The organism is Escherichia sp. WS1450 (genome assembly GCF_046487395.1).
GTDB lineage: Bacteria > Pseudomonadota > Gammaproteobacteria > Enterobacterales > Enterobacteriaceae > Escherichia > Escherichia coli.
The window spans coordinates 194,846-220,214 of the sequence record NZ_JBJQJO010000006.1 but is presented as its reverse complement, the minus strand read 5'-3'; the positions used below and the strand labels follow the sequence as shown (position 1 = coordinate 220,214).

Here is a 25,369-nt window from a genome sequence, read left to right as displayed (position 1 = left end):
ACTACCGCGCGTTTGTTTATAAACTGCCCAAATGAAACTAAATGGGAAATTTCCAGTGAAGTTCGTAAAGTATTTTTTGATCCTTGCAGTCTGTTGCATTCTGCTGGGAGCAGGCTCGATTTATGGCCTATACCGCTACATCGAGCCACAACTGCCGGATGTGGCGACATTAAAAGATGTTCGCCTGCAAATTCCGATGCAGATTTACAGCGCCGATGGCGAGCTGATTGCTCAATACGGTGAGAAACGTCGTATTCCGGTTACGTTGGATCAAATCCCGCCGGAGATGGTGAAAGCCTTTATCGCGACGGAAGACAGCCGCTTCTACGAGCATCACGGCGTTGACCCGGTGGGGATCTTCCGTGCGGCAAGCGTGGCGCTGTTCTCCGGTCACGCGTCACAAGGGGCGAGTACCATTACCCAGCAGCTGGCGAGAAACTTCTTCCTCAGTCCAGAACGCACGCTGATGCGTAAGATTAAGGAAGTCTTCCTCGCGATTCGCATTGAACAGTTGCTGACGAAAGACGAGATCCTCGAGCTTTATCTGAACAAGATTTACCTCGGTTACCGCGCCTATGGTGTCGGTGCTGCGGCACAAGTCTATTTCGGTAAAACGGTCGACCAACTGACGCTGAACGAAATGGCGGTGATAGCCGGGCTGCCGAAAGCGCCTTCCACCTTCAACCCGCTCTACTCAATGGATCGTGCCGTCGCGCGGCGTAACGTCGTGCTGTCGCGGATGCTGGATGAAGGGTATATCACCCAACAACAGTTCGATCAGACACGCACTGAGGCGATTAACGCTAACTATCACGCGCCGGAGATTGCTTTCTCTGCGCCGTACCTGAGCGAAATGGTGCGCCAGGAGATGTATAACCGTTATGGCGAAAGTGCCTATGAAGACGGTTATCGCATTTACACCACCATCACCCGCAAAGTACAGCAGGCCGCACAGCAGGCAGTACGTAATAACGTGCTGGACTACGACATGCGCCACGGCTATCGCGGCCCGGCAAATGTGCTGTGGAAAGTGGGCGAATCGGCGTGGGACAACAACAAAATTACCGATACGCTGAAGGCGCTGCCGACCTATGGTCCGCTGCTGCCTGCCGCAGTCACCAGCGCCAATCCTCAGGAAGCGACGGCGATGCTGGCGGACGGGTCGACCGTCGCATTGAGTATGGAAGGCGTTCGCTGGGCGCGTCCTTACCGTTCGGATACTCAGCAGGGACCGACGCCGCGTAAAGTGACCGATGTTCTGCAAACGGGTCAGCAAATCTGGGTTCGTCAGGTTGGCGATGCATGGTGGCTGGCACAAGTGCCGGAAGTGAACTCGGCATTGGTGTCGATCAATCCGCAAAACGGTGCCGTTATGGCGCTGGTCGGTGGCTTTGATTTCAATCAGAGCAAGTTTAACCGCGCCACCCAGGCACTGCGTCAGGTAGGTTCCAACATCAAACCGTTCCTCTACACCGCGGCGATGGATAAAGGTCTGACGCTGGCAAGTATGTTGAACGATGTGCCAATTTCCCGCTGGGATGCAGGTGCCGGTTCTGACTGGCAGCCGAAGAACTCACCACCGCAGTATGCCGGCCCAATTCGCTTACGTCAGGGACTGGGCCAGTCGAAAAACGTGGTGATGGTACGCGCAATGCGGGCGATGGGCGTCGACTACGCTGCAGAATATCTGCAACGCTTCGGCTTCCCGGCACAAAACATTGTCCACACCGAATCGCTGGCGCTGGGTTCAGCGTCCTTCACCCCAATGCAGGTGGCGCGCGGCTACGCGGTCATGGCGAACGGCGGCTTCCTGGTGGACCCGTGGTTTATCAGCAAAATTGAAAACGATCAGGGCGGCGTGATTTTCGAAGCGAAACCGAAAGTAGCCTGCCCGGAATGCGATATTCCGGTGATTTACGGTGATACGCAGAAATCGAACGTGCTGGAAAATAACGATGTTGAAGATGTCGCTATCTCCCGCGAGCAGCAGAATGTTTCTGTGCCAATGCCGCAGCTGGAGCAGGCAAATCAGGCGTTAGTGGCGAAGACTGGCGCACAGGAGTACGCGCCGCACGTCATCAACACTCCGCTGGCATTCCTGATTAAGAGTGCTTTGAACACCAATATCTTTGGTGAGCCAGGCTGGCAGGGTACTGGCTGGCGTGCAGGTCGTGATTTGCAGCGTCGCGATATCGGCGGGAAAACCGGTACCACTAACAGTTCGAAAGATGCGTGGTTTTCGGGTTACGGTCCGGGCGTTGTGACCTCGGTCTGGATTGGCTTTGATGATCACCGTCGTAATCTCGGTCATACAACGGCTTCCGGAGCGATTAAAGATCAGATCTCAGGTTACGAAGGCGGTGCCAAGAGTGCCCAGCCTGCATGGGACGCTTATATGAAAGCCGTTCTTGAAGGTGTGCCGGAGCAGCCGCTGACGCCGCCGCCGGGTATTGTGACGGTGAATATCGATCGCAGCACCGGGCAGTTAGCTAATGGTGGCAACAGCCGCGAAGAGTATTTCATCGAAGGTACGCAGCCGACACAACAGGCGGTGCACGAGGTGGGAACGACCATTATCGATAATGGCGAGGCACAGGAATTGTTCTGATTAAAAAGGCGCTTCAGCGCCTTTTTCAGTTTGCTGACAAAGTGCACTTTGTTTATACCGGATACGGCGTGAACACTTTACCCGTCTAGCAACATCTAGAAAAATCAATATATTGCAGGAGCCGCACAGGCCTGATAAGCATTGTGCATCAGGCAAACCTCACGCATTTACACTCGCCCCTGCCCCTTCAACCATTCGCGCACGAGGAACAGCGCGCTGACATTACGCGCTTCGTTGAAGTCAGGGTCTTCCAGCAAATCCATCATATGCGCCAGCGGCCAGCGCACCTGTGGTAGCGGCTCTGGCTCATCGCCTTCCAGCGATTCCGGGTAGAGATCTTGCGCTACCACGATATTCATTTTGCTGGAAAAGTAAGACGGTGCCATACTGAGCTTCTTCAAAAAAGTCAGATCGTTCGCACCAAATCCCACCTCTTCTTTTAGCTCGCGGTTCGCGGCTTCGAAGACGCTTTCACCCGGATCAATTAATCCTTTCGAAAAACCTAATTCGTAGGATTCAGTTCCCACTGCGTATTCGCGGATCAGGATCAGGTGATCGTCCACAATCGGCACAATCATCACTGCTTCCCGGTTGGTTGGACGCATTCGTTCATAAACACGCCGCACGCCATTGCTGAACTCCAGATCCACGCTTTCGACGGTAAACAGTCGGGAACGGGCTACAGTTTCAACATTCAGAATGGTGGGTTTTTGTAATGATTTGCTCATCGTGGGATCTATGCTGTGAAATCAGCGGTTATTGTGCGATATAGGACACGCTTTCGGCAATGTGAATTGCATGTTATTTACATTTATGTAACTTAATAAATAATCGTCCTCAAATCAAATTAAAAGTCAATAGGTTGAAATAACTCCAGGAATTTGCTGATATTCCGCCTTCAGAGGGTTTGCTATGATCAGCGGTTACTGTGATGTGCTTAATGATGCTCAAGTTAAACTCCACGCTTGCCGATAGCCAACCGCAGAATCATGTATTGTGTCCGGTGCGACTGACCACGCCTGACAGACTAAGTAAGATGGGGAAAGCATGAGCACCATTGTGATTTTTTTAGCTGCTTTGCTGGCCTGCTCACTACTTGCGGGATGGCTGATAAAAGTGCGATCCAGACGGCGTCAGCTGCCCTGGACCAACGCCTTCGCGGATGCGCAAACGCGTAAACTCACACCTGAAGAACATAGCGCCGTTGAAAATTATCTTGAGAGCCTGACGCAGGTATTACAGGTGCCTGGCCCAACGGGAGCCAGCGCGGCACCGATCTCTCTGGCGCTGAATGCCGAAAGCAACAACGTCATGATGCTGACACACGCTATCACGCGTTACGGCATCTCTACCGACGATCCGAATAAATGGCGTTACTACCTCGATTCGGTAGAAGTCCACCTGCCCCCTTTCTGGGAGCAGTACATCAACGATGAGAATACCGTTGAACTGATTCATACCGATTCGCTGCCGCTGGTTATTTCACTCAACGGTCATACGCTGCAGGAGTACATGCAGGAAACTCGCGGCTATGCCTTGCAACCTGTTCCGTCAACACAGGCGTCGATTCGCGGGGAAGAGAGTGAGCAAATCGAGCTACTCAATATTCGCAAAGAAACGCACGAAGAGTATGCGCTAAGTCGTCCGCGCGGGCTGCGCGAAGCGTTGCTGATTGTCGCCTCCTTCCTGATGTTCTTTTTCTGCCTGATTACCCCGGATGTATTTGTTCCGTGGCTGGCAGGCGGCGCGTTACTGCTGCTGGGCGCAGGACTGTGGGGGCTATTCGCGCCCCCGGCAAAATCCTCCCTGCGGGAAATTCATTGTCTGCGCGGTACACCCCGTCGTTGGGGATTGTTTGGCGAAAACGATCAGGAACAGATCAACAATATTTCACTCGGTATTATCGACCTGGTCTACCCCGCACACTGGCAGCCCTACATTGCTCAGGATCTCGGTCAACAAACCGATATCGATATCTATCTCGACCGCCACGTAGTGCGTCAGGGGCGATATCTTTCGCTCCATGATGAAGTAAAAAACTTTCCGTTACAGCACTGGCTGCGCAGTACGATTATCGCTGCGGGCTCGCTACTGGTGCTGTTTATGCTGTTATTCTGGATCCCGCTGGATATGCCGCTGAAATTCACCCTCTCGTGGATGAAAGGCGCGCAGACCATTGAAGCCACCAGCGTGAAACAACTGGCTGACGCTGGCGTGCGGGTTGGCGATACATTGCGTATTAGCGGTACGGGAATGTGTAATATTCGCACTTCCGGTACCTGGAGCGCGAAAACCAACTCACCTTTTTTACCGTTTGACTGCTCGCAGATCATCTGGAATGACGCCCGCTCATTGCCATTACCAGAATCTGAATTGGTCAACAAAGCGACGGCATTGACCGAAGCAGTTAATCGCCAGCTGCACCCTAAACCGGAAGATGAATCTCGCGTCAGCGCCTCATTACGTTCAGCAATTCAAAAATCCGGCATGGTATTGCTTGATGATTTTGGCGACATAGTACTGAAGACAGCGGATCTGTGTTCTGCCAAAGATGACTGTGTGCGACTGAAAAATGCGCTGGTCAATCTCGGTAACAGTAAAGACTGGGACGCGCTGGTAAAACGCGCCAACGCCGGGAAACTCGATGGCGTGAATGTGTTATTACGCCCGGTGAGTGCGGAATCGCTGGATAACCTGGTGGCCACCTCTACCGCGCCGTTTATCACGCATGAAACGGCGCGAGCGGCACAATCACTAAACAGTCCGGCCCCCGGCGGGTTCCTGATTGTCAGCGACGAAGGCAGCGATTTTGTTGATCAGCCCTGGCCTTCGGCATCACTTTACGACTATCCGCCGCAAGAACAGTGGAACGCTTTCCAGAAACTGGCACAAATGCTGATGCATACGCCGTTTAACGCCGAAGGTATCGTCACAAAAATCTTCACTGACGCCAATGGTACGCAGCATATTGGCCTTCATCCGATCCCGGATCGTTCCGGCCTGTGGCGCTATCTCAGCACCACGCTGCTGCTACTGACGATGCTGGGTAGCGCCATTTATAATGGCGTACAGGCCTGGCGTCGTTACCAGCGTCATCGTACTCGCATGATGAAGATTCAGGCCTATTATGAAAGCTGCCTGAACCCACAACTGATCACCCCTTCAGAAAGCCTTATCGAATAACACGTTTGCGCGGCAGGTTATGCTACCCTGTCGCGCAAATTGCTTCACTCTGGAGATTTCCCTCATGCATATCAACATTGCCTGGCAGGACGTAGATACCGTTCTGCTGGATATGGACGGCACGTTGCTCGACCTCGCCTTCGATAACTATTTCTGGCAAAAGCTGGTGCCTGAAACATGGGGCGCGAAAAACGGGGTTACGCCACAGGAAGCGAGGGAATATATGCGCCAGCAATATCACGACGTACAGCATACGCTAAACTGGTACTGTCTTGATTACTGGAGTGAGCAACTGGGTCTGGATATCTGTGCGATGACCACCGAGATGGGACCGCGCGCCGTACTGCGTGAAGATACCATTCCGTTTCTTGAGGCACTGAAAGCCAGCGGTAAGCAGCGAATTTTGCTCACCAATGCTCATCCGCACAACCTGGCGGTAAAACTTGAGCATACCGGTCTGGACGCACACCTTGATTTATTACTTTCCACCCACACATTTGGTTATCCGAAAGAGGATCAGCGGTTATGGCATGCGGTGGCCGAAGCTACGGGTCTGAAAGCTGAAAGAACGCTGTTTATTGATGACAGCGAAGCGATTCTCGATGCTGCCGCGCAATTTGGTATTCGTTACTGCCTCGGCGTGACTAATCCTGACTCCGGGATTGCCGAGAAACAGTATCAACGCCATCCGTCACTGAATGACTACCGCCGCCTGATCCCCTCGCTAATGTGAAGGAGACGCCATGAAAGAAAAACCTGCTGTTGAGGTTCGACTGGATAAATGGCTATGGGCTGCCCGTTTTTATAAAACCCGCGCGCTGGCCCGTGAAATGATTGAAGGCGGTAAGGTGCATTACAACGGGCAGCGCAGCAAGCCGAGCAAAATCGTCGAGCTGAATGCCACGCTCACTCTGCGCCAGGGAAATGACGAACGCACGGTGATTGTAAAGGCGATTACTGAACAGCGTCGCCCCGCCAGCGAGGCAGCCTTGCTGTATGAAGAGACTGCGGAAAGTGTAGAGAAACGCGAAAAAATGGCGCTGGCACGTAAACTTAATGCCTTAACCATGCCGCACCCGGACCGACGCCCGGACAAAAAAGAGCGCCGCGACCTGTTACGATTTAAACACGGCGACAGTGAATAACTGTCACCTGCAAGAGAGATGATTATGCCGCAACATGACCAATTACATCGCTATCTGTTTGAAAACTTTGCCGTGCGCGGCGAACTGGTAACCGTTTCGGAAACCTTGCAACAGATCCTTGAGAATCACGATTATCCGCAACCCGTTAAAAACGTGCTGGCAGAACTGCTGGTTGCGACCAGCCTGTTAACCGCTACGCTGAAATTTGATGGTGATATCACCGTACAGCTGCAAGGCGACGGTCCGATGAATCTGGCGGTTATTAACGGTAACAACAACCAGCAGATGCGCGGTGTAGCGCGCGTGCAGGGAGAAATTCCAGAAAATGCCGACCTGAAAACGCTGGTCGGCAATGGTTACGTGGTGATCACCATCACCCCGAGCGAAGGTGAACGCTATCAGGGCGTGGTGGGTCTGGAAGGTGATACTCTGGCGGCCTGCCTGGAAGATTACTTTATGCGTTCTGAACAGCTGCCGACGCGCCTTTTTATTCGCACCGGCGACGTAGACGGCAAACCGGCTGCAGGCGGTATGTTGTTGCAGGTAATGCCTGCGCAAAATGCCCAGCAGGACGACTTTGACCACCTGGCGACGCTAACCGAAACCATCAAAACCGAAGAACTGTTGACCTTACCGGCAAACGAAGTGTTGTGGCGTTTGTATCACGAAGAAGAGGTGACGGTTTACGATCCGCAGGATGTGGAGTTCAAATGCACCTGCTCGCGTGAACGTTGCGCCGACGCGCTAAAAACGCTGCCGGATGAAGAAGTCGATAGCATCCTGGCGGAAGATGGCGAAATTGACATGCATTGCGATTACTGCGGTAACCACTATCTGTTCAATGCGACGGATATTGCTGAAATCCGCAACAACGCGTCTCCGGCAGATCCGCAAGTTCATTAATGAGTATGTCCGGCAGAGAGGGCTCTGCCGGATTTTACGACGTAATGGCCTGATGTGCTGCGCTTACCAGCGCCTATGAAATAAATCGCAAATTATTTTGGTCAGATACAGCGTCGTATCCGTTAAAAGCGTTGTCACTTACTTAAGTTTATTTCCAGCGTTTCACCATCTACCGTCAGATCGCGCCACGCTTTCGGCCTCGTCCCCAGTTTTCCATCCTTCGCAGCTGTGAGTAATTTTTCTTTCGTTATTTCGTTCGGAAGTAAACTCATATCAAGCGCGTCCCATTCTTTTCTGTCTGAGTCAAAGCCATAGACAATGACTCTGTCATCATTAAAAGCAAACAGGATCCGCTCCGCCTGACCATCACTATTCAGATCTTGCTCGACCAGGACGCAGGCGTCTTTTTCAATGCAGGTCATCACGTTATAGCGATCCTGGATTAAGGCCGACCAGAATGTCGCATCCGGTTTAACAGAACCAGGGGCAATTAACACATTATCGGCTAATACTTTTTCCGATACCTGTTCCTGAAGATGTTGCTCTCCATCTAACGCCATCAGCAGATCCCGCGCGCGTTTCGGGTCTTTCATAAACCCGGCATCGCTTTTCAGCGACTCAAGCGCCGCACGTCCATAGCGACCGCTCTGTTCGAGCATGTAGAGACTTACCTGGTCTGGCGTGTTTTTGCCGCTCTGATAACGCGCCATATGACTGTTCACGCTAATACGCATACTGTCCAGCACCGGCGAATTAAGAAGCACCAGTATCACCAACACCAATAACGAAACCGCAAGGTTCACTTTGCCCTGAAGAACAAGGGGGTTTTGCCCTTTACGCCAGACGATACTGACAAAATACCCCAGCGACCATACCAGTAACACCAGCACCGCCAGCGCGCCCTGCAAGCGGTCGACAGTCCAGCCGTACTGAGCGACCCGCAGCCATAACGCCCAGGCGGCGACGAACACATACAGCGGAGCAGCCAGCAGAGCGGTTTTAATCAGGCAACGCAACGGCCCCGTCCAGGGAAGTGACGATTTTTGCGGATCGCGGACAATAGCCATTAAGATCAATTGCAAAAAGGCCAGCGTTAACAGCAACCCAGCGGCGGAGATGTGGCGAGAAATCGCGCTCAGGCCCGTAAACGGCAGGGTGATGATAAACATCAGGGTTAGCAATGATACTAACGGCAGCAACCCCGTGGCGATTAACGTGAACAACTTTTGAATAGAGTCGATTAAACGTGACTGTGTTCGCGCGAGGATCACCGCCAGCGCGGTAACCAGACCTAATGTAAGATACATAAACCAGTCGGTTGCAAAAAAGAGCGTATTGAAAAACGTGATGCCAACAAGTTTAAACAACTCACCCCACAGTAAAAGCACCAGCCACGTCAGGCCATTGGCGAGAAAAATCACCAGTAATATAAGTGCGTTATGCCATACTGACTGGTAAAAATAGCGATAGCGGCTACTGTCATTGCGGATGCGAAGGCTTTGTTGTATCCACGGTAGCAACAGCATTGCCATCAGTAGCAGATAGCAGCCAAAATCCCAAAGCGCCTTTTCAGCTCTCCAGGGGTTCATGCCATCAATTTGCCACTTTAGCCAACCGCTCATCCCTAGCGTGGCAATAAACACCAGCGCCAGCCATCCCCAAAGGCGCTTCTGTTTAAAGGAGATCACGGAGAAGAGTAAAACGGATGAAAATGCGACGGTCGCAGGCACGCCATAAACAATCCAACTGAGATTTTTTCCGGCAAGCCAGGCGATCAGTAGGTAGCAAACCAGACCCTGAAGTAATCCGGTAGCAATCATCCCCCAGCGTGTTGCGGGTGAAAGTTCAACGTTATCCACGTTAGTTATCCAGAATCAAAAAGTGGGTTAATTATCGCATCCGGGCCGTAGTATTTTGCTTTTTTCAGAAAATAATCAAAAAAAGTTAGCGTGGTGAATCGATACTTTACCGATTGAATTTGCATCAATTTCATTCAGGAATGCGATTCCACTCACAATATTCCCGCCACATAAACCAAGATTTAACCTTTTGAGAACATTTTCCACACCTAAAATGCTATTTCTGCGATAATAGCAACCGTTTCGTGACAGGAATCACGGAGTTTTTTGTCAAATATGAATTTCTCCAGATACGTAAATCTATGAGCCTTGTCGCGGTTAACACCCCCAAAAAGACTTTACTATTCAGGCAATACATATTGGCTAAGGAGCAGTGAAATGCGCGTTAACAATGGTTTGACCCCGCAAGAACTCGAGGCTTATGGTATCAGTGACGTACATGATATCGTTTACAACCCAAGCTACGACCTGCTGTATCAGGAAGAGCTCGATCCGAGCCTGACAGGTTATGAGCGCGGGGTGTTAACTAATCTGGGTGCCGTTGCCGTCGATACCGGGATCTTCACCGGTCGTTCACCAAAAGATAAGTATATCGTCCGTGACGATACCACTCGCGATACTTTCTGGTGGGCAGACAAAGGCAAAGGTAAGAACGATAACAAACCTCTCTCTCCGGAAACCTGGCAGCATCTGAAGGGCCTGGTGACCAAACAGCTTTCCGGCAAACGTCTGTTCGTTGTCGACGCCTTCTGTGGTGCGAACCCGGATACTCGTCTTTCCGTCCGTTTCATCACCGAAGTGGCCTGGCAGGCGCATTTCGTCAAAAACATGTTTATTCGCCCGAGCGATGAAGAGCTGGCAGGTTTCAAACCAGACTTTATCGTTATGAACGGCGCGAAGTGCACTAACCCGCAGTGGAAAGAACAGGGTCTGAACTCCGAAAACTTCGTGGCGTTTAACCTGACCGAGCGCATGCAGCTGATTGGCGGCACCTGGTACGGCGGCGAAATGAAGAAAGGGATGTTCTCAATGATGAACTACCTGCTACCGCTGAAAGGTATCGCTTCTATGCACTGCTCCGCCAACGTTGGCGAGAAAGGCGATGTTGCGGTGTTCTTCGGCCTTTCCGGCACCGGTAAAACCACCCTTTCCACCGACCCGAAACGTCGCCTGATTGGCGATGACGAGCACGGCTGGGACGATGACGGCGTATTTAACTTCGAAGGCGGCTGCTACGCAAAAACTATCAAGCTGTCGAAAGAAGCGGAACCTGAAATCTACAACGCTATCCGTCGTGATGCGCTGCTGGAAAACGTCACCGTGCGTGAAGATGGCACTATCGACTTTGATGATGGTTCAAAAACCGAGAACACTCGCGTTTCTTATCCGATCTATCACATCGAAAACATCGTTAAGCCGGTGTCCAAAGCGGGCCACGCAACTAAAGTTATCTTCCTGACCGCAGACGCTTTTGGTGTGCTGCCGCCGGTTTCTCGTCTGACTGCCGATCAAACCCAGTACCACTTCCTCTCTGGCTTCACCGCCAAACTGGCTGGTACAGAGCGCGGCATCACCGAACCGACGCCAACCTTCTCCGCCTGCTTCGGCGCGGCATTCCTGTCGCTGCACCCGACCCAATACGCAGAAGTGCTGGTGAAACGTATGCAGGCGGCGGGCGCGCAGGCGTATCTGGTTAACACCGGCTGGAACGGCACTGGCAAACGTATCTCCATTAAAGATACCCGCGCCATTATCGACGCCATCCTCAACGGTTCCCTGGATAACGCAGAAACCTTCACTCTGCCGATGTTTAACCTGGCGATCCCAACCGAACTGCCGGGCGTAGACACCAGGATCCTCGATCCGCGTAATACCTACGCTTCTCCGGAACAGTGGCAGGAAAAAGCCGAAACCCTGGCGAAACTGTTTATCGACAACTTCGATAAATACACCGACACCCCAGCGGGTGCCGCGCTGGTAGCGGCTGGTCCGAAGCTGTAATGATTTGAAGCTGGAGAATATCTATCCAGTATCTTATAGAAAGCAAAACGGGAGGCACCTTCGCCTCCCGTTTTATTTACCCTTCTTTTGTCATGCCCTGCGCCCGCGTTACCGGCACTGGCAGCCAGGCGCGAATGGAAAGCCCGCCCCGTTCGCTGGTACCAAGCTCCAGCATCCCGTTATGGTTATCCACGATACGCTGCACAATCGCCAGCCCTAATCCCGTGCCGCTAATGGTGCGCGCACTGTCGCCGCGAACAAACGGCTGGAACAGGTGCTTACGCTGTTCCGGCGCAATCCCCGGACCGTCGTCTTCCACCTGGAACCAGGCGCGATTCGGCTCCGTTCCGCTGCTGACTTTGATCCAGCCATTGCCGTAACGGGCGGCGTTGACCACCATATTCGCCACCGCACGTTTGATCGACAGCGGGTGCATTTTCACCTCAATGCTGCCGGGGTAAAGCGCGGTTTCAATTTCCCGCTCATAGCCACTTTCGGCGGCAATCACCTCACCGAGCACTGCGTTGAGATCCGCCATTTCCATCGGCATCTCCTGCCCGGTGCGCAGGTAGTCGATAAACTGCTCAATGATGGCGTTGCACTCTTCGATATCTTTATTGATCGATTCTGCCAGGTAGCCATCCTGTTCGCTCATCATCTCGGTAGCCAGACGAATGCGCGTCAGCGGCGTGCGCAGATCATGACTTACCCCCGCCATCAGCAGCGTGCGATCATCCGCCAGTTGCTTAACACCAGCCGCCATATGGTTAAAGGCGCGGGTAACGGAACGCACCTCCGAAGCGCCATATTCACGCAGCGGCGGCGGTATAATCCCTTTACCGACCTGCAAAGCAGCATGTTCGAGATCGACCAACGGTCGGTTCTGGATACGAATAAACAACCACGCCCCGCCTATCGCCAATAGCATAATCGCCAGCGTATAGCGGAACAGCGGAGAAAAATCGCCCTGATGAATTTCGGTCAGCGGCACGCGCACCCAGATATTGGGCGACAGCCAGGTTTTCAGCCAGACAACAGGCGAACTTTTGTTGACCTCAACGCGCACTTCCGTCGGGCCGCCCAGTTGCTGCGCCATCTGATGGCTTAAGAATTCATAGTGTTGTGCCCAACGCAGACCTGCCTCTTCGGCAGCTTCGTTGGAATAGAGAGAGATCCCCAGCTCACGGTAGATCTCCCGACGGAAAGCGGGAGGCACAACCAACTGCGTGCCGTCCTCCAGTTGCAGTTTGTCGGTCATCAACATACGCACTTCGTACGCGAGGACTTTATTAAACTGCTGGAGGCTCGGCAAAATCGCGAAGTTCAGCACCACCAGATAAGTCGTCACCAGGCTGACGAACAGCAAGGTGACGATGAGCAATAACGTACGGGCAAATGAACTTCGTGGCGAGAAGCGCAATCGCCTCATGCTTTAGAACCGTCCGGTACAAAGACGTAGCCCAGACCCCAGACGGTCTGAATGTAACGCGGATGCGCCGGATCTTCTTCCACCATGCGGCGCAGACGCGAAATCTGCACGTCGATGGAGCGTTCCATTGCGGAGTATTCACGGCCACGGGCAAGGTTCATCAGCTTATCGCGGGAGAGCGGCTCACGCGGATGGCTGACCAGTGCCTTCAGTACCGCAAACTCACCGCTGGTGAGCGGCATCGGCTCGTCTTCGCGGAACATTTCGCGCGTACCGAGGTTAAGTTTGAACTTACCGAAAGCAATTACCGCCTCTTCCTGTGACGGCGCGCCCGGCAGTTCGTTCGCCTGGCGACGCAGCACCGCACGAATGCGGGCCAGCAATTCACGCGGGTTAAACGGTTTTGGAATGTAATCGTCAGCGCCAATCTCCAGGCCAACGATACGGTCCACTTCTTCCCCTTTCGCCGTCACCATAATGATCGGCATCGGATTGCTCTGGCTACGAAGACGTCGGCAAATCGACAAACCATCTTCACCAGGTAACATCAAATCCAGTACCATAAGATGGAAAGATTCACGAGTCAGCAGGCGATCCATCTGTTCTGCATTAGCGACGCTTCGAACCTGGAAGCCTTGTTCGGTGAGATAACGTTCCAGCAGCGCGCGCAGGCGCATGTCGTCATCAACCACCAGAATCTTGTAGTTCTCTTGCATTGTTTGTACTCCCAAAGGTTCGCAACAATTTGTAAGCGTGTATTCTTAAAAAAGCTCACGTTCGTCACCAGCTAAATCTGGTATGAATTTCAGCCTAAATTGTTACAAAGCATATTAAACAGCAGCTTAAGTATACAATTTATTCGGCGAAACATTATTGATTCTGTTGATATGATCACGTTATACCCAATGTGCGCATTATCAAACAGACAAAGGGAATCAACGAGATGAAAACGCCCCTGGTTACCCGGGAAGGGTATGAAAAACTCAAACAAGAGCTTAATTATCTCTGGCGTGAAGAACGCCCGGAGGTCACAAAAAAGGTGACCTGGGCCGCAAGTCTGGGCGACCGCAGCGAAAATGCTGACTATCAGTATAATAAAAAGCGCCTGCGTGAAATCGACCGTCGCGTGCGCTATCTCACTAAATGCATGGAAAATCTCAAAATCGTCGATTACTCCCCGCAGCAGGAAGGCAAAGTCTTTTTTGGCGCGTGGGTGGAGATTGAAAACGACGATGGCGTGACTCACCGTTTCCGTATTGTCGGCTACGATGAAATTTTTGGCCGTAAAGATTACATCTCTATCGATTCCCCGATGGCTCGCGCATTGTTGAAAAAAGAGGTGGGCGATTTGGCGGTGGTGAATACCCCTGCCGGGGAAGCGAGCTGGTATGTTAATGCTATCGAGTACGTGAAACCGTAAGGAAGAGTCTTAACCTCCTGCCGATGGCTGGCATTTTTGCCAGCCAGTCCGTATAACTATCCCCTGATTTTTGATCCGAAAAGATGAACTCAAACCATGATGAATGATTCGTTCTGCCGCATTATTGCGGGTGAAATTCAGGCGCGCCCGGAACAGGTTGACGCTGCCGTTCGCCTGCTTGACGAAGGGAATACCGTGCCGTTTATCGCACGTTATCGTAAGGAAATCACCGGCGGTCTGGATGACACGCAGCTGCGTAATCTGGAAACGCGTCTGAGCTATCTGCGCGAGCTGGAAGAGAGACGTCAGGCGATCCTCAAATCCATTTCCGAGCAAGGCAAACTCACTGACGAGCTGGCGAATGCCATCAACGCCACCTTAAGCAAAACCGAACTCGAAGACCTCTACCTGCCCTACAAACCTAAACGCCGCACCCGCGGGCAAATCGCCATTGAAGCAGGGCTTGAGCCGTTGGCTGACCTGCTGTGGAGCGATCCGTCACACACGCCAGAAGTCGCCGCTGCACAATATGTTGATGCCGATAAAGGCGTGGCAGATACCAAAGCCGCGCTGGACGGCGCGCGCTATATCCTGATGGAACGGTTTGCCGAAGATGCCGCGCTGCTGGCGAAAGTGCGTGATTATCTGTGGAAGAACGCGCATTTGGTTTCTACGGTGGTGAGCGGTAAAGAAGAGGAAGGGGCGAAATTCCGCGACTATTTCGATCATCACGAACCGCTGTCCACGGTGCCTTCTCACCGCGCGCTGGCGATGTTCCGTGGTCGTAACGAAGGCGTACTTCAGCTTTCGCTGAATGCCGATCCGCAGTTCGATGAGCCGCCAAAAGAGAGCTATTGCGAGCAAATCATTATGGATCATCTCGGCCTGCGCCTGAACAATGCCCCGGCGGATAGCTGGCGCAAAGGCGTGGTGAGCTGGACGTGGCGCATCAAGGTGCTGATGCATCTGGAAACCGAACTGATGGGCACCGTGCGCGAACGCGCGGAAGATGAAGCAATCAACGTCTTTGCCCGTAACCTGCACGATCTGCTGATGGCGGCCCCAGCCGGACTGCGTGCAACGATGGGCCTCGATCCGGGTCTGCGTACCGGGGTAAAAGTAGCGGTGGTCGATGCAACTGGCAAACTGGTGGCGACCGATACCATTTACCCGCACACCGGACAAGCCGCAAAAGCAGCGATGACCGTTGCTGCCCTGTGTGAAAAGCATAATGTTGAACTGGTGGCGATCGGCAACGGTACAGCTTCCCGCGAAACTGAGCGTTTCTATCTCGACGTGCAGAAGCAGTTCCCGAAAGTGACCGCGCAGAAAGTGATCGTCAGCGAAGCAGGCGCGTCGGTTTACTCGGCTTCCGAGCTGGCAGCGCAGGAGTTCCCGGATCTCGACGTTTCGCTGCGTGGCGCGGTATCTATCGCCCGTCGTTTGCAAGATCCGCTGGCGGAGCTGGTGAAAATCGATCCGAAATCTATCGGCGTAGGTCAGTATCAGCATGACGTCAGCCAGACGCAGCTGGCACGCAAACTGGATGCAGTAGTAGAAGACTGCGTAAACGCTGTTGGTGTTGATCTCAACACCGCTTCTGTTCCGCTGTTAACCCGCGTGGCGGGCCTGACGCGCATGATGGCGCAAAACATCGTGGCCTGGCGCGATGAGAACGGTCAGTTCCAGAACCGTCAGCAACTGCTGAAAGTGAGCCGTCTGGGGCCGAAAGCCTTCGAGCAGTGTGCGGGCTTCCTGCGTATTAACCACGGCGATAACCCGCTGGACGCCTCTACCGTTCACCCGGAAGCCTATCCGGTGGTGGAACGCATTCTGGCAGCAACACAGCAGGCACTGAAAGATCTGATGGGTAACAGCAGCGAGCTGCGTAACCTGAAAGCGTCTGACTTTACTGATGAGAAATTCGGTGTGCCGACAGTAACTGACATCATCAAAGAGCTGGAAAAACCGGGTCGCGATCCGCGTCCGGAATTTAAAACCGCTCAGTTTGCTGATGGCGTCGAGACAATGAACGACCTGCAACCGGGTATGATCCTCGAAGGCGCGGTGACCAACGTCACCAACTTTGGCGCGTTTGTCGATATTGGCGTGCATCAGGACGGCCTGGTTCACATCTCTTCATTGTCGAACAAGTTTGTGGAAGATCCGCATACCGTGGTGAAAGCGGGCGACATTGTGAAGGTGAAAGTGCTCGAAGTCGATCTTCAGCGTAAACGTATCGCCCTGACTATGCGTCTGGACGAGCAACCTGGCGAAACCAACGCCCGTCGCGGCAGCGGTAATGAACGCCCGCAAAACAACCGCCCGGCAGCCAAACCGCGTGGGCGTGAAGCGCAGCCTGCCGGTAACAGCGCGATGATGGATGCGCTGGCGGCAGCAATGGGCAAAAAACGTTAAACGTCCTGATAGACAAACGTAAACCTGCCAGATAAGGCGTTCACGCCGCATCTGGCAACGAACGCCTTGCCTGACATAAAAGTGCCGGAGAATATCTCCGGCCTTTTTATTCCACAGCCAAACTCACAATATATTTCGTTAATATTTATCACTTCATTAACAACTGAAACCTTAATTAAACATTAACCAGTCCTGGTAATTCGCTATTCGAATTATATTTTCGCTGCGATATAACCTTGAGCCACATCAACATTGAGTCAGATTATTATTCAAACCAACATTCGCACACATTTTAAGTATTGCTGATAGAAACCATTCTCATTATCATTGTGTTGTTGATTATTTAATCTCTCCTTCGTTGGCAAATCATCTGGTCTCATGTCGCTGTCAAACGCCCCATGAGGTAGTTATCCAGTTAATGAGAAACAAGTAGGCACCTATGCAATACACTCCAGATACTGCGTGGAAAATCACTGGCTTTTCCCGTGAAATCAGCCCGGCATATCGCCAAAAACTGCTTTCTCTTGGCATGTTACCTGGCTCCTCTTTTAATGTGGTGCGCGTCGCTCCACTTGGCGACCCCATTCATATCGAAACCCGTCGAGTGAGCCTGGTATTACGCAAAAAAGATCTGGCCTTATTAGAAGTGGAAGCGGTTTCCTGTTAATACGGTGATAACAACAATGAAAAAATTAACCATTGGCTTAATTGGTAATCCAAATTCTGGCAAGACAACCTTATTTAACCAGCTCACTGGCGCACGTCAGCGTGTAGGTAACTGGGCTGGCGTTACCGTCGAACGTAAAGAAGGGCAATTCTCCACCACCGATCATCAGGTCACGCTGGTGGACCTGCCCGGCACCTATTCTCTGACCACCATCTCATCGCAGACCTCGCTCGATGAGCAAATCGCCTGTCACTATATTCTGAGTGGCGACGCCGACCTGCTGATTAACGTGGTGGATGCGTCTAACCTTGAGCGTAACCTGTACCTGACGCTGCAACTGCTGGAACTCGGCATTCCCTGCATCGTGGCACTGAACATGCTCGACATTGCCGAGAAGCAAAATATTCGTATTGAAATTGATGCTCTGTCGGCGCGTCTTGGCTGCCCGGTGATCCCGCTGGTTTCAACCCGTGGTCGCGGTATTGAAGCGCTCAAGCTGGCGATTGATCGCTATAAAGCTAACGAGAATGTGGAACTGGTGCATTACGCACAGCCGCTGCTCAACGAAGCAGATTCACTGGCAAAAGTGATGCCTTCCGACATCCCGCTGAAACAACGTCGCTGGCTGGGCTTGCAAATGCTGGAAGGCGATATCTACAGCCGCGCCTACGCCGGTGAAGCGTCGCAGCATCTTGATGCCGCCCTCGCCCGTCTGCGTAATGAGATGGATGATCCGGCGCTGCACATTGCCGATGCGCGTTACCAGTGCATTGCTGCCATCTGTGATGTGGTAAGCAACACCCTGACGGCAGAACCCAGCCGTTTCACCACTGCGGTAGATAAAATCGTGCTCAACCGTTTCCTCGGTCTGCCGATTTTCCTCTTTGTGATGTACCTGATGTTCCTGCTGGCTATCAACATCGGCGGGGCGTTACAGCCGCTGTTTGACGTCGGCTCCGTGGCGCTATTTGTGCATGGTATTCAGTGGATTGGCTACACGCTCCACTTCCCGGACTGGCTGACTATCTTCCTCGCCCAGGGCCTGGGCGGCGGTATTAACACCGTACTGCCACTGGTGCCGCAGATCGGCATGATGTACCTGTTCCTCTCCTTCCTTGAGGACTCCGGATATATGGCGCGTGCGGCGTTTGTGATGGACCGTCTGATGCAGGCGCTGGGCTTGCCGGGGAAATCCTTTGTACCGCTGATCGTTGGTTTCGGTTGTAACGTACCGTCGGTAATGGGCGCACGTACGCTTGATGCACCGCGTGAACGTCTGATGACCATCATGATGGCACCGTTTATGTCCTGCGGCGCGCGTCTGGCTATCTTCGCAGTATTTGCGGCTGCTTTCTTCGGGCAGAACGGAGCGCTGGCGGTCTTCTCGCTGTATATGCTCGGTATTGTGATGGCGGTGCTGACTGGCCTGATGCTCAAGTACACCATCATGCGCGGTGAAGCGACGCCGTTTGTCATGGAGCTGCCGGTCTACCATGTACCACACGTTAAAAGCCTGATTATCCAGACCTGGCAGCGTCTGAAAGGCTTCGTTCTGCGTGCTGGTAAAGTGATTATCATCGTCAGCATTTTCCTGAGTGCTTTCAACAGCTTCTCTCTGAGCGGGAAAATCGTCGATAACATCAACGACTCGGCGCTGGCTTCCGTCAGCCGGGTGATCACCCCAGTCTTCAAGCCGATTGGCGTGCATGAAGATAACTGGCAGGCAACGGTTGGTCTGTTTACAGGCGCAATGGCGAAAGAAGTGGTGGTGGGTACGCTCAACACCCTCTACACCGCAGAAAATATTCAGGACGAAGAGTTCAATCCGGCGGAATTTAACCTCGGTGAAGAGCTGTTCAGTGCGGTAGATGAAACCTGGCAGAGCCTGAAAGACACCTTCAGCCTTAGCGTACTGATGAACCCGATTGAAGCGAGCAAAGGCGACGGCGAAATGGGTACCGGGGCGATGGGTGTGATGGATCAGAAATTCGGTAGCGCAGCTGCCGCATACAGCTACCTGATTTTCGTCCTGCTGTACGTACCGTGCATCTCGGTGATGGGTGCTATCGCCCGTGAATCAAGCCGTGGCTGGATGGGCTTCTCCATCTTGTGGGGGCTGAATATCGCTTACTCGCTGGCAACATTGTTCTATCAAGTCGCCAGCTACAGCCAGCATCCAACTTACAGCCTGGTGTGCATTCTGGCGGTTATCCTGTTTAACATCGTGGTTATCGGTTTGCTGCGTCGCGCGCGTAGCCGGGTGAATATCGAACTGCTGGCAACGCGCAAATCGGTAAGCAGTTGCTGCGCAGCCAGCACCACCGGTGATTGCCATTAATGGCTTCACTTATTCAGGTACGTGATTTGCTGGCGTTACGGGGCCGTATGGAAGCGGCCCAGATAAGCCAGGCATTGAATACGCCGCAGCCAATGATTAACGCCATGCTGCAACAGCTGGAAAGCATGGGCAAAGCCGTGCGGATTCAGGAAGAACCTGACGGCTGCCTCTCTGGCAGTTGTAAAAGCTGCCCGGAAGGCAAAGTCTGTCTGCGCGAGTGGTGGGCGCTGCGTTAACCATACTCCATCGCCTGTTTTGAAAAGCCCGGTATGCGTTTGCATCCGGGCTTTTTTGCGTGCGGCTTTCCATAAAAATGCAATTCTTGCAGCGCGACGTAAGTTCCTCTGAAAGCGTCTCGCAGGGATGAAAACTGGCTAATGCACAGGTGTGGAGTGGCGCGTAGAGTCGCGGCATTCAAATAACAGGTGAAGGAACGCCATGAGCAAAAAGCAGAGTTCCACCCCACACGATGCGCTGTTCAAACTCTTTTTACGCCAACCGGAGACGGCGCGCGATTTTCTTGCGTTCCATTTACCGGCACCTATTCACGCGCTCTGTGATATGAAAACCCTCAAGCTGGAGTCGAGCAGCTTTATTGATGACGATCTGCGTGAAAGCTATTCCGACGTGCTGTGGTCGGTGAAAACGGAACAAGGGCCAGGATACATCTATTGTCTGATTGAACATCAAAGCACCTCAAACAAACTGATCGCATTTCGCATGATGCGTTACGCCATTGCCGCAATGCAAAATCACCTTGATGCCGGATACAAAACGTTGCCGATGGTGGTGCCATTGTTGTTTTACCACGGTATTGAAAGCCCCTATCCCTATTCGCTGTGTTGGCTTGATTGTTTCGCCGATCCCAACCTGGCAAGGCAGCTTTATGCCTCTGCATTTCCGCTGATTGATGTCACCGTCATGCCTGATGATGAAATCATGCAGCACCGACGTATGGCGCTGCTGGAGTTAATTCAAAAACATATTCGTCAACGCGACCTGATGGGGCTGGTAGAGCAAATGGCCTGCTTATTAAGTAGTGGATACGCTAATGACAGACAAATCAAAGGGCTGTTTAATTACATACTGCAAACTGGCGATGCGGTACGTTTTAACGATTTTATCGACGGTGTTGCCGAACGTTCACCGAAACACAAGGAGAGTTTAATGACTATTGCGGAAAGATTGCGGCAAGAGGGGTTTCAGAAAGGTATACGTACCAACGCCCTAAATATTGCCAAAACCATGCTGGATGCCGGAGTCTCTCTTGAGGACGTTCTGCGATTTACCAGCCTGACGGTTGAAGACCTTGCTGAAATAAATCATCAATAACGTAAAGGATGGTTTTAATGACAGATGCAGAAAGAGAATATCTTATTAGTTACCTGATTGGTTATTTATTGGATCGACGCCTGGAAGCCCCGGATATCGCCAAAAGAATGCTGTAATCCGGAGTCCCTCTTGCGGACATCATGCGTTTTACCGGGGTGTCAGAAGAAGAGTTGGCTGCGGCGAGTCAGTAAAGTTCTGTCTCGCCATTTCAAAAGCCACCTACACCCTCTGCTTCAACGCCACCAGCACGTGACGAAACTCGACCGGATGCGAAATAAACGGCGCATGGGCCGCTTTGGCGAAAATGTACGACTCGCTGTGCGGCCAGAGTTTATCCAGCATCGGCACTACTTTGCGCGGCACCAGACCATCGAGATAGCCATACAATCGCAAAAACGGCATGGACACGTTTTGCAGCGGCAGACGGAGATCGACCGTTTTGAGGATTTCCAGCCCACCATTGAGCACGTCCACCTCCGGCATCGGTAACGCCAGTACGGCTTTCTTCAACGCCCGCGCATCCTGGCGCGCCGTTTCAGTACCCATGGTTTGTAACGCCAGGAACCGCTCCACTGTACGCTGAAAATCATCACTCAGCTGCTGCTGAAATCCCGCCAGCACGTCCGGTTTTATCCCCGGCCACTCGTCACGAGCACTAAAACAAGGCGACGACGCCACGGTGACCAGCGCCTGAACACGCTCGGGATGGGTTAACGCAATCTGGCTTGCCACCAGCCCGCCCAGACTCCAGCCTAACCAAATGGCTTTATCAGGTGCCTGTTGCAACACGACGTTAGCCATTTCAGCAAGCGACATCGCACCAAATCCCCGGCTGCGCCCGAAACCGGGCAGATCAACAAGGTGCAGCGTAAAATGCGAGCTAAGTTCCTCGTCAATGCAACGCCACACTTCGGCATTCAGTCCCCATCCGTGCAACAGCACAAGATGAACATTCCCCTGACCTTTGGTCTGCCACCAGATGTTATTCATCCGTTATTGTTCTCTTTTGACTTACAAGGATGAACATATGCTAACAGTACCGGGATTATGCTGGCTATGCCGAATGCCGCTGGCGTTAGGTCATTGGGGGATTTGTTCGGTCTGCTCACGCGCCGCCCGTAGCGATAAAACGTTATGCCCACAATGTGGATTACCCGCTACACACGCCCATCTTCCCTGCGGCCGCTGCCTGCAAAAACCGCCGCCCTGGCAAAGACTGGTCACGGTTGCCGACTATGCGCCGCCGTTAAGTCCGCTTATCCACCAGCTTAAGTTTTCCCGGCGCAGCGAAATCGCCAGCGCCCTGGCACGTCTGTTACTATTGGAAGTCTTACACGCTCGTCGCACCACTGGCTTGCAACTGCCGGATCGCATCATCAGCGTTCCGTTATGGCAGCGACGTCACTGGCGTCGGGGATTTAATCAGAGCGATTTGCTGTGTCAGCCGTTATCACGCTGGTTGCACTGCCGATGGGATAGCGAAGCCGTCACACGAACACGGGCCACTGCGACCCAGCATTTTCTCAGTGCCCGGCTGCGCAAGCGCAACCTGAAAAATGCCTTTCGCCTTGAATTGCCTGTGCAAGGTCGCCATATGGTGATAGTGGATGATGTCGTCACCACCGGAAGTACCGTCGCAGAGATTGCGCAGCTGCTTTTACGCAATGGTGCGGCGACTGTCCAGGTCTGGTGCCTTTGTCGAACCTTGTAGAGCCTCGATGATGGGCGTATTATAACCAACTAAAATAGTCAACTATTAGGCCATTACTATGATCCGTATTTCCGATGCTGCACAAGCGCACTTTGCCAAACTGCTGGCAAATCAGGAAGAAGGGACACAAATCCGCGTATTTGTGATTAACCCTGGCACGCCTAACGCTGAATGTGGCGTTTCTTATTGTCCGCCGGACGCTGTGGAAGCCACCGACACTGCCCTGAAATTTGACCTGCTGACCGCGTATGTTGATGAGTTAAGCGCTCCTTACCTGGAAGATGCAGAGATCGACTTTGTTACAGACCAGTTGGGTTCCCAGTTAACGCTGAAAGCGCCTAACGCCAAAATGCGTAAAGTCGCAGACGATGCACCGCTGATGGAGCGCGTGGAGTATATGCTGCAGTCGCAGATCAACCCACAGCTTGCTGGTCACGGTGGTCGCGTTTCGCTGATGGAAATCACCGAAGACGGTTACGCCATTCTGCAATTTGGCGGCGGCTGTAACGGTTGTTCTATGGTAGATGTGACGCTGAAAGAAGGGATCGAGAAGCAGCTGCTGAACGAATTCCCGGAGCTGAAAGGTGTGCGCGATCTCACCGAACACCAGCGCGGCGAGCACTCCTACTACTAAGTTATCCCCTCTTTTGTAGATTGCCCGATGCGACGCTAAAGCGTCATTTCGGGCCTACGTTGAACATGAGCCAGACGTTGGCGCAGCATTGCTTTGGCAAATCCCTCCCTTCGTTTCCCCGCGATAATATGACCAACCTCTCATAATTTAAATTTACCCCGCTCTGGTGATTCTCAAACGCCGGATGTTACCCGTATCATTCACGTGGGTACCAAACATACTCCTGACATCTGACTACAATAATTAGTTTTAGTGGGTATCAGTCGTGGTGCCGCAATATCTCTGTTCCCGATTGGGATAATTAGAGTTTGTCGTCAGAAAATTGACGTTACCCATAACAAATGAAAGGCCAGGTAAATCATGCCATTAGTCATTGTTGCTATCGGTGTAATCTTGTTGTTGCTCCTGATGATCCGTTTCAAAATGAACGGCTTCATCGCTCTCGTCCTCGTGGCGCTTGCTGTTGGATTAATGCAAGGAATGCCGCTGGATAAAGTTATTGGCTCCATCAAAGCCGGTGTCGGCGGAACGCTCGGTAGCCTTGCCCTGATCATGGGTTTTGGCGCAATGCTGGGCAAAATGCTGGCAGACTGTGGTGGCGCACAACGTATCGCCACCACGCTGATTGCTAAATTTGGTAAAAAACACATCCAGTGGGCGGTGGTACTGACCGGTTTTACCGTTGGTTTTGCCCTGTTCTATGAAGTGGGTTTCGTGCTGATGCTGCCGCTGGTGTTTACCATCGCGGCTTCCGCGAATATTCCACTGCTGTATGTTGGTGTACCAATGGCGGCTGCACTGTCTGTGACCCACGGCTTCCTGCCACCGCATCCGGGTCCGACTGCGATTGCCACCATTTTCAATGCCGATATGGGTAAAACCCTGCTGTACGGTACTATTCTGGCAATCCCGACCGTGATTCTCGCCGGTCCGGTTTACGCTCGCGTGCTGAAAGGTATCGATAAGCCGATCCCGGAAGGTCTGTACAGCGCGAAAACCTTCAGCGAAGAAGAGATGCCGAGCTTTGGCGTCAGCGTCTGGACCTCTCTGGTGCCGGTAGTGCTGATGGCGATGCGTGCGATTGCCGAAATGATCCTGCCGAAAGGTCACGCTTTCCTGCCGGTAGCGGAGTTCCTCGGTGACCCGGTAATGGCAACGCTGATTGCCGTACTGATTGCGATGTTCACCTTTGGTCTGAACCGTGGTCGTTCAATGGATCAGATTAACGACACGCTGGTTTCTTCCATCAAAATCATTGCGATGATGCTGTTGATTATCGGTGGTGGCGGTGCGTTCAAGCAGGTGCTGGTAGACAGCGGCGTGGACAAATACATTGCTTCCATGATGCACGAAACCAACATTTCTCCGCTGCTGATGGCCTGGTCGATTGCTGCCGTACTGCGTATCGCGCTGGGTTCCGCAACCGTTGCGGCAATCACTGCGGGTGGTATCGCGGCACCGCTGATTGCAACGACGGGTGTTAGCCCGGAGCTGATGGTTATTGCGGTTGGTTCCGGTAGTGTGATTTTCTCTCACGTGAACGATCCGGGCTTCTGGCTGTTCAAAGAGTACTTTAACCTGACTATCGGCGAGACCATCAAATCCTGGTCGATGCTGGAAACCATTATCTCGGTGTGCGGTCTGGTAGGCTGTCTGCTGCTGAATATGGTGATTTAATAACACTGACTGCCGGATGCATCGCATCCGGCATCAACCGCACC

Annotated in this window: 20 protein-coding genes; 15 read left to right on the top strand and 5 right to left on the bottom strand. The window is 52.6% G+C overall.

Annotated features, from left to right (window positions below; translation table 11 throughout):
* The first annotated feature begins 55 nt into the window (after positions 1 to 55).
* Positions 56 to 2,608, top strand: coding sequence for a peptidoglycan glycosyltransferase/peptidoglycan DD-transpeptidase MrcA (gene mrcA / locus ACJHYR_RS09785; RefSeq protein WP_001301905.1), 2,553 nt, complete (start codon positions 56 to 58; stop codon positions 2,606 to 2,608).
* Positions 2,609 to 2,775: 167 nt separating this feature from the next.
* Here mrcA and nudE read toward each other — a convergent pair whose 3' ends face one another.
* The gene (nudE, locus tag ACJHYR_RS09780; RefSeq protein WP_000045739.1) at positions 2,776 to 3,336 is read right to left on the bottom strand and encodes an ADP compounds hydrolase NudE; all 561 of its coding nucleotides are present in this window, start codon (positions 3,334 to 3,336) and stop codon (positions 2,776 to 2,778) included.
* 319 nt (positions 3,337 to 3,655) lie between these two features.
* Here nudE and igaA point away from each other — a divergent pair, with 319 nt between their 5' ends.
* The 4 genes from igaA (at position 3,656) to hslO (ending at position 7,839) form a co-directional block, all read left to right on the top strand.
* Positions 3,656 to 5,791 (top strand): intracellular growth attenuator protein IgaA, encoded by a 2,136-nt coding sequence (gene igaA / locus ACJHYR_RS09775; protein ID WP_000104509.1) that lies wholly within the window; start codon positions 3,656 to 3,658, stop codon positions 5,789 to 5,791.
* 64 nt (positions 5,792 to 5,855) lie between these two features.
* The gene (yrfG, locus tag ACJHYR_RS09770) at positions 5,856 to 6,524 is read left to right on the top strand and encodes a GMP/IMP nucleotidase (RefSeq protein ID WP_001309802.1); all 669 of its coding nucleotides are present in this window, start codon (positions 5,856 to 5,858) and stop codon (positions 6,522 to 6,524) included.
* Positions 6,525 to 6,534: 10 nt separating this feature from the next.
* A complete protein-coding gene (hslR, locus tag ACJHYR_RS09765; protein ID WP_000660483.1) occupies positions 6,535 to 6,936 on the top strand; it encodes a ribosome-associated heat shock protein Hsp15 in 402 nt (133 codons plus the stop codon).
* A gap of 24 nt (positions 6,937 to 6,960) precedes the next feature.
* A complete protein-coding gene (hslO, locus tag ACJHYR_RS09760) occupies positions 6,961 to 7,839 on the top strand; it encodes an Hsp33 family molecular chaperone HslO (protein ID WP_042002856.1) in 879 nt (292 codons plus the stop codon).
* Between the two features lie 134 nt (positions 7,840 to 7,973).
* Here hslO and ACJHYR_RS09755 read toward each other — a convergent pair whose 3' ends face one another.
* Positions 7,974 to 9,698 (bottom strand): DUF4153 domain-containing protein, encoded by a 1,725-nt coding sequence (locus ACJHYR_RS09755; protein ID WP_000370855.1) that lies wholly within the window; start codon positions 9,696 to 9,698, stop codon positions 7,974 to 7,976.
* A gap of 378 nt (positions 9,699 to 10,076) precedes the next feature.
* On the opposite strand from ACJHYR_RS09755, the gene pckA reads away from it, so the two are divergent.
* The gene (gene pckA / locus ACJHYR_RS09750) at positions 10,077 to 11,699 is read left to right on the top strand and encodes a phosphoenolpyruvate carboxykinase (ATP) (RefSeq protein ID WP_001521469.1); all 1,623 of its coding nucleotides are present in this window, start codon (positions 10,077 to 10,079) and stop codon (positions 11,697 to 11,699) included.
* 76 nt (positions 11,700 to 11,775) lie between these two features.
* On the opposite strand, the gene envZ is transcribed toward pckA, so the two are convergent.
* Together envZ and ompR are read right to left on the bottom strand one after the other, a co-directional pair.
* Positions 11,776 to 13,128 carry a two-component system sensor histidine kinase EnvZ gene (gene envZ, locus ACJHYR_RS09745; RefSeq protein ID WP_001253708.1) on the bottom strand — a complete coding sequence of 451 codons (1,353 nt, stop codon included), beginning with the start codon at positions 13,126 to 13,128 and terminating at the stop codon, positions 11,776 to 11,778.
* Entirely contained in the window at positions 13,125 to 13,844 is a 720-nt protein-coding gene (ompR, locus tag ACJHYR_RS09740; protein WP_001157751.1) for a two-component system response regulator OmpR, read from the bottom strand. The genes envZ and ompR overlap by 4 nt, the downstream gene beginning before the upstream one ends.
* A gap of 227 nt (positions 13,845 to 14,071) precedes the next feature.
* On the opposite strand from ompR, the gene greB reads away from it, so the two are divergent.
* The 6 genes from greB to rpnA all read left to right on the top strand — a co-directional run bounded on the left by greB (position 14,072) and on the right by rpnA (position 21,303).
* Entirely contained in the window at positions 14,072 to 14,548 is a 477-nt protein-coding gene (greB, locus tag ACJHYR_RS09735) for a transcription elongation factor GreB (RefSeq protein ID WP_000856744.1), read from the top strand.
* A gap of 96 nt (positions 14,549 to 14,644) precedes the next feature.
* On the top strand, positions 14,645 to 16,966 hold the full coding sequence (locus ACJHYR_RS09730; protein ID WP_059327753.1) for a Tex family protein: 2,322 nt from the start codon (positions 14,645 to 14,647) through the stop codon (positions 16,964 to 16,966).
* 439 nt (positions 16,967 to 17,405) lie between these two features.
* Positions 17,406 to 17,633, top strand: coding sequence for a ferrous iron transporter A (gene feoA, locus ACJHYR_RS09725; RefSeq protein ID WP_001200455.1), 228 nt, complete (start codon positions 17,406 to 17,408; stop codon positions 17,631 to 17,633).
* A 16-nt stretch (positions 17,634 to 17,649) separates the two neighbouring features.
* Positions 17,650 to 19,971 (top strand): Fe(2+) transporter permease subunit FeoB, encoded by a 2,322-nt coding sequence (feoB, locus tag ACJHYR_RS09720; protein WP_000737015.1) that lies wholly within the window; start codon positions 17,650 to 17,652, stop codon positions 19,969 to 19,971.
* Entirely contained in the window at positions 19,971 to 20,207 is a 237-nt protein-coding gene (gene feoC, locus ACJHYR_RS09715) for a [Fe-S]-dependent transcriptional repressor FeoC (RefSeq protein ID WP_001551764.1), read from the top strand. Before feoB ends, feoC begins: the two co-directional genes overlap by 1 nt.
* 202 nt (positions 20,208 to 20,409) lie before the next feature.
* Positions 20,410 to 21,303: a recombination-promoting nuclease RpnA gene (gene rpnA / locus ACJHYR_RS09710; RefSeq protein ID WP_000039100.1), complete on the top strand. Its 894-nt coding sequence runs from the start codon at positions 20,410 to 20,412 to the stop codon at positions 21,301 to 21,303.
* A 219-nt stretch (positions 21,304 to 21,522) separates the two neighbouring features.
* On the opposite strand, the gene bioH is transcribed toward rpnA, so the two are convergent.
* Positions 21,523 to 22,293, bottom strand: a complete 771-nt coding sequence (gene bioH, locus ACJHYR_RS09705; RefSeq protein ID WP_059327752.1) for a pimeloyl-ACP methyl ester esterase BioH — start codon at positions 22,291 to 22,293, stop codon at positions 21,523 to 21,525.
* Between the two features lie 37 nt (positions 22,294 to 22,330).
* Between bioH and gntX the strand changes: the two genes are divergently transcribed.
* The 3 genes from gntX to gntT all read left to right on the top strand — a co-directional run bounded on the left by gntX (position 22,331) and on the right by gntT (position 25,325).
* A complete protein-coding gene (gntX, locus tag ACJHYR_RS09700; RefSeq protein ID WP_032341157.1) occupies positions 22,331 to 23,014 on the top strand; it encodes a DNA utilization protein GntX in 684 nt (227 codons plus the stop codon).
* A 58-nt stretch (positions 23,015 to 23,072) separates the two neighbouring features.
* Entirely contained in the window at positions 23,073 to 23,648 is a 576-nt protein-coding gene (nfuA, locus tag ACJHYR_RS09695) for a Fe-S biogenesis protein NfuA (RefSeq protein ID WP_000619389.1), read from the top strand.
* 360 nt (positions 23,649 to 24,008) lie between these two features.
* On the top strand, positions 24,009 to 25,325 hold the full coding sequence (gene gntT, locus ACJHYR_RS09690; protein ID WP_001131758.1) for a gluconate transporter: 1,317 nt from the start codon (positions 24,009 to 24,011) through the stop codon (positions 25,323 to 25,325).
* Positions 25,326 to 25,369 lie beyond the last annotated feature (44 nt).

What these genes read in the sequence shown, in the direction of transcription:
- hslR (WP_000660483.1), top strand. Translation starts at nt 6,535, where the DNA reads ATGAAAGAAAAACCTGCTGTTGAGGTTCGACTGGATAAATGGCTATGG.
- feoB (WP_000737015.1), top strand. Translation starts at nt 17,650, where the DNA reads ATGAAAAAATTAACCATTGGCTTAATTGGTAATCCAAATTCTGGCAAG.
- yrfG (WP_001309802.1), top strand. Translation starts at nt 5,856, where the DNA reads ATGCATATCAACATTGCCTGGCAGGACGTAGATACCGTTCTGCTGGAT.
- feoA (WP_001200455.1), top strand. Translation starts at nt 17,406, where the DNA reads ATGCAATACACTCCAGATACTGCGTGGAAAATCACTGGCTTTTCCCGT.
- gntT (WP_001131758.1), top strand. Translation starts at nt 24,009, where the DNA reads ATGCCATTAGTCATTGTTGCTATCGGTGTAATCTTGTTGTTGCTCCTG.
- ACJHYR_RS09730 (WP_059327753.1), top strand. Translation starts at nt 14,645, where the DNA reads ATGATGAATGATTCGTTCTGCCGCATTATTGCGGGTGAAATTCAGGCG.
- greB (WP_000856744.1), top strand. Translation starts at nt 14,072, where the DNA reads ATGAAAACGCCCCTGGTTACCCGGGAAGGGTATGAAAAACTCAAACAA.
- pckA (WP_001521469.1), top strand. Translation starts at nt 10,077, where the DNA reads ATGCGCGTTAACAATGGTTTGACCCCGCAAGAACTCGAGGCTTATGGT.
- rpnA (WP_000039100.1), top strand. Translation starts at nt 20,410, where the DNA reads ATGAGCAAAAAGCAGAGTTCCACCCCACACGATGCGCTGTTCAAACTC.
- gntX (WP_032341157.1), top strand. Translation starts at nt 22,331, where the DNA reads ATGCTAACAGTACCGGGATTATGCTGGCTATGCCGAATGCCGCTGGCG.
- igaA (WP_000104509.1), top strand. Translation starts at nt 3,656, where the DNA reads ATGAGCACCATTGTGATTTTTTTAGCTGCTTTGCTGGCCTGCTCACTA.
- feoC (WP_001551764.1), top strand. Translation starts at nt 19,971, where the DNA reads ATGGCTTCACTTATTCAGGTACGTGATTTGCTGGCGTTACGGGGCCGT.
- envZ (WP_001253708.1), bottom strand. Translation starts at nt 13,128, where the DNA reads ATGAGGCGATTGCGCTTCTCGCCACGAAGTTCATTTGCCCGTACGTTA.
- nudE (WP_000045739.1), bottom strand. Translation starts at nt 3,336, where the DNA reads ATGAGCAAATCATTACAAAAACCCACCATTCTGAATGTTGAAACTGTA.
- hslO (WP_042002856.1), top strand. Translation starts at nt 6,961, where the DNA reads ATGCCGCAACATGACCAATTACATCGCTATCTGTTTGAAAACTTTGCC.
- bioH (WP_059327752.1), bottom strand. Translation starts at nt 22,293, where the DNA reads ATGAATAACATCTGGTGGCAGACCAAAGGTCAGGGGAATGTTCATCTT.
- ompR (WP_001157751.1), bottom strand. Translation starts at nt 13,844, where the DNA reads ATGCAAGAGAACTACAAGATTCTGGTGGTTGATGACGACATGCGCCTG.
- nfuA (WP_000619389.1), top strand. Translation starts at nt 23,073, where the DNA reads ATGATCCGTATTTCCGATGCTGCACAAGCGCACTTTGCCAAACTGCTG.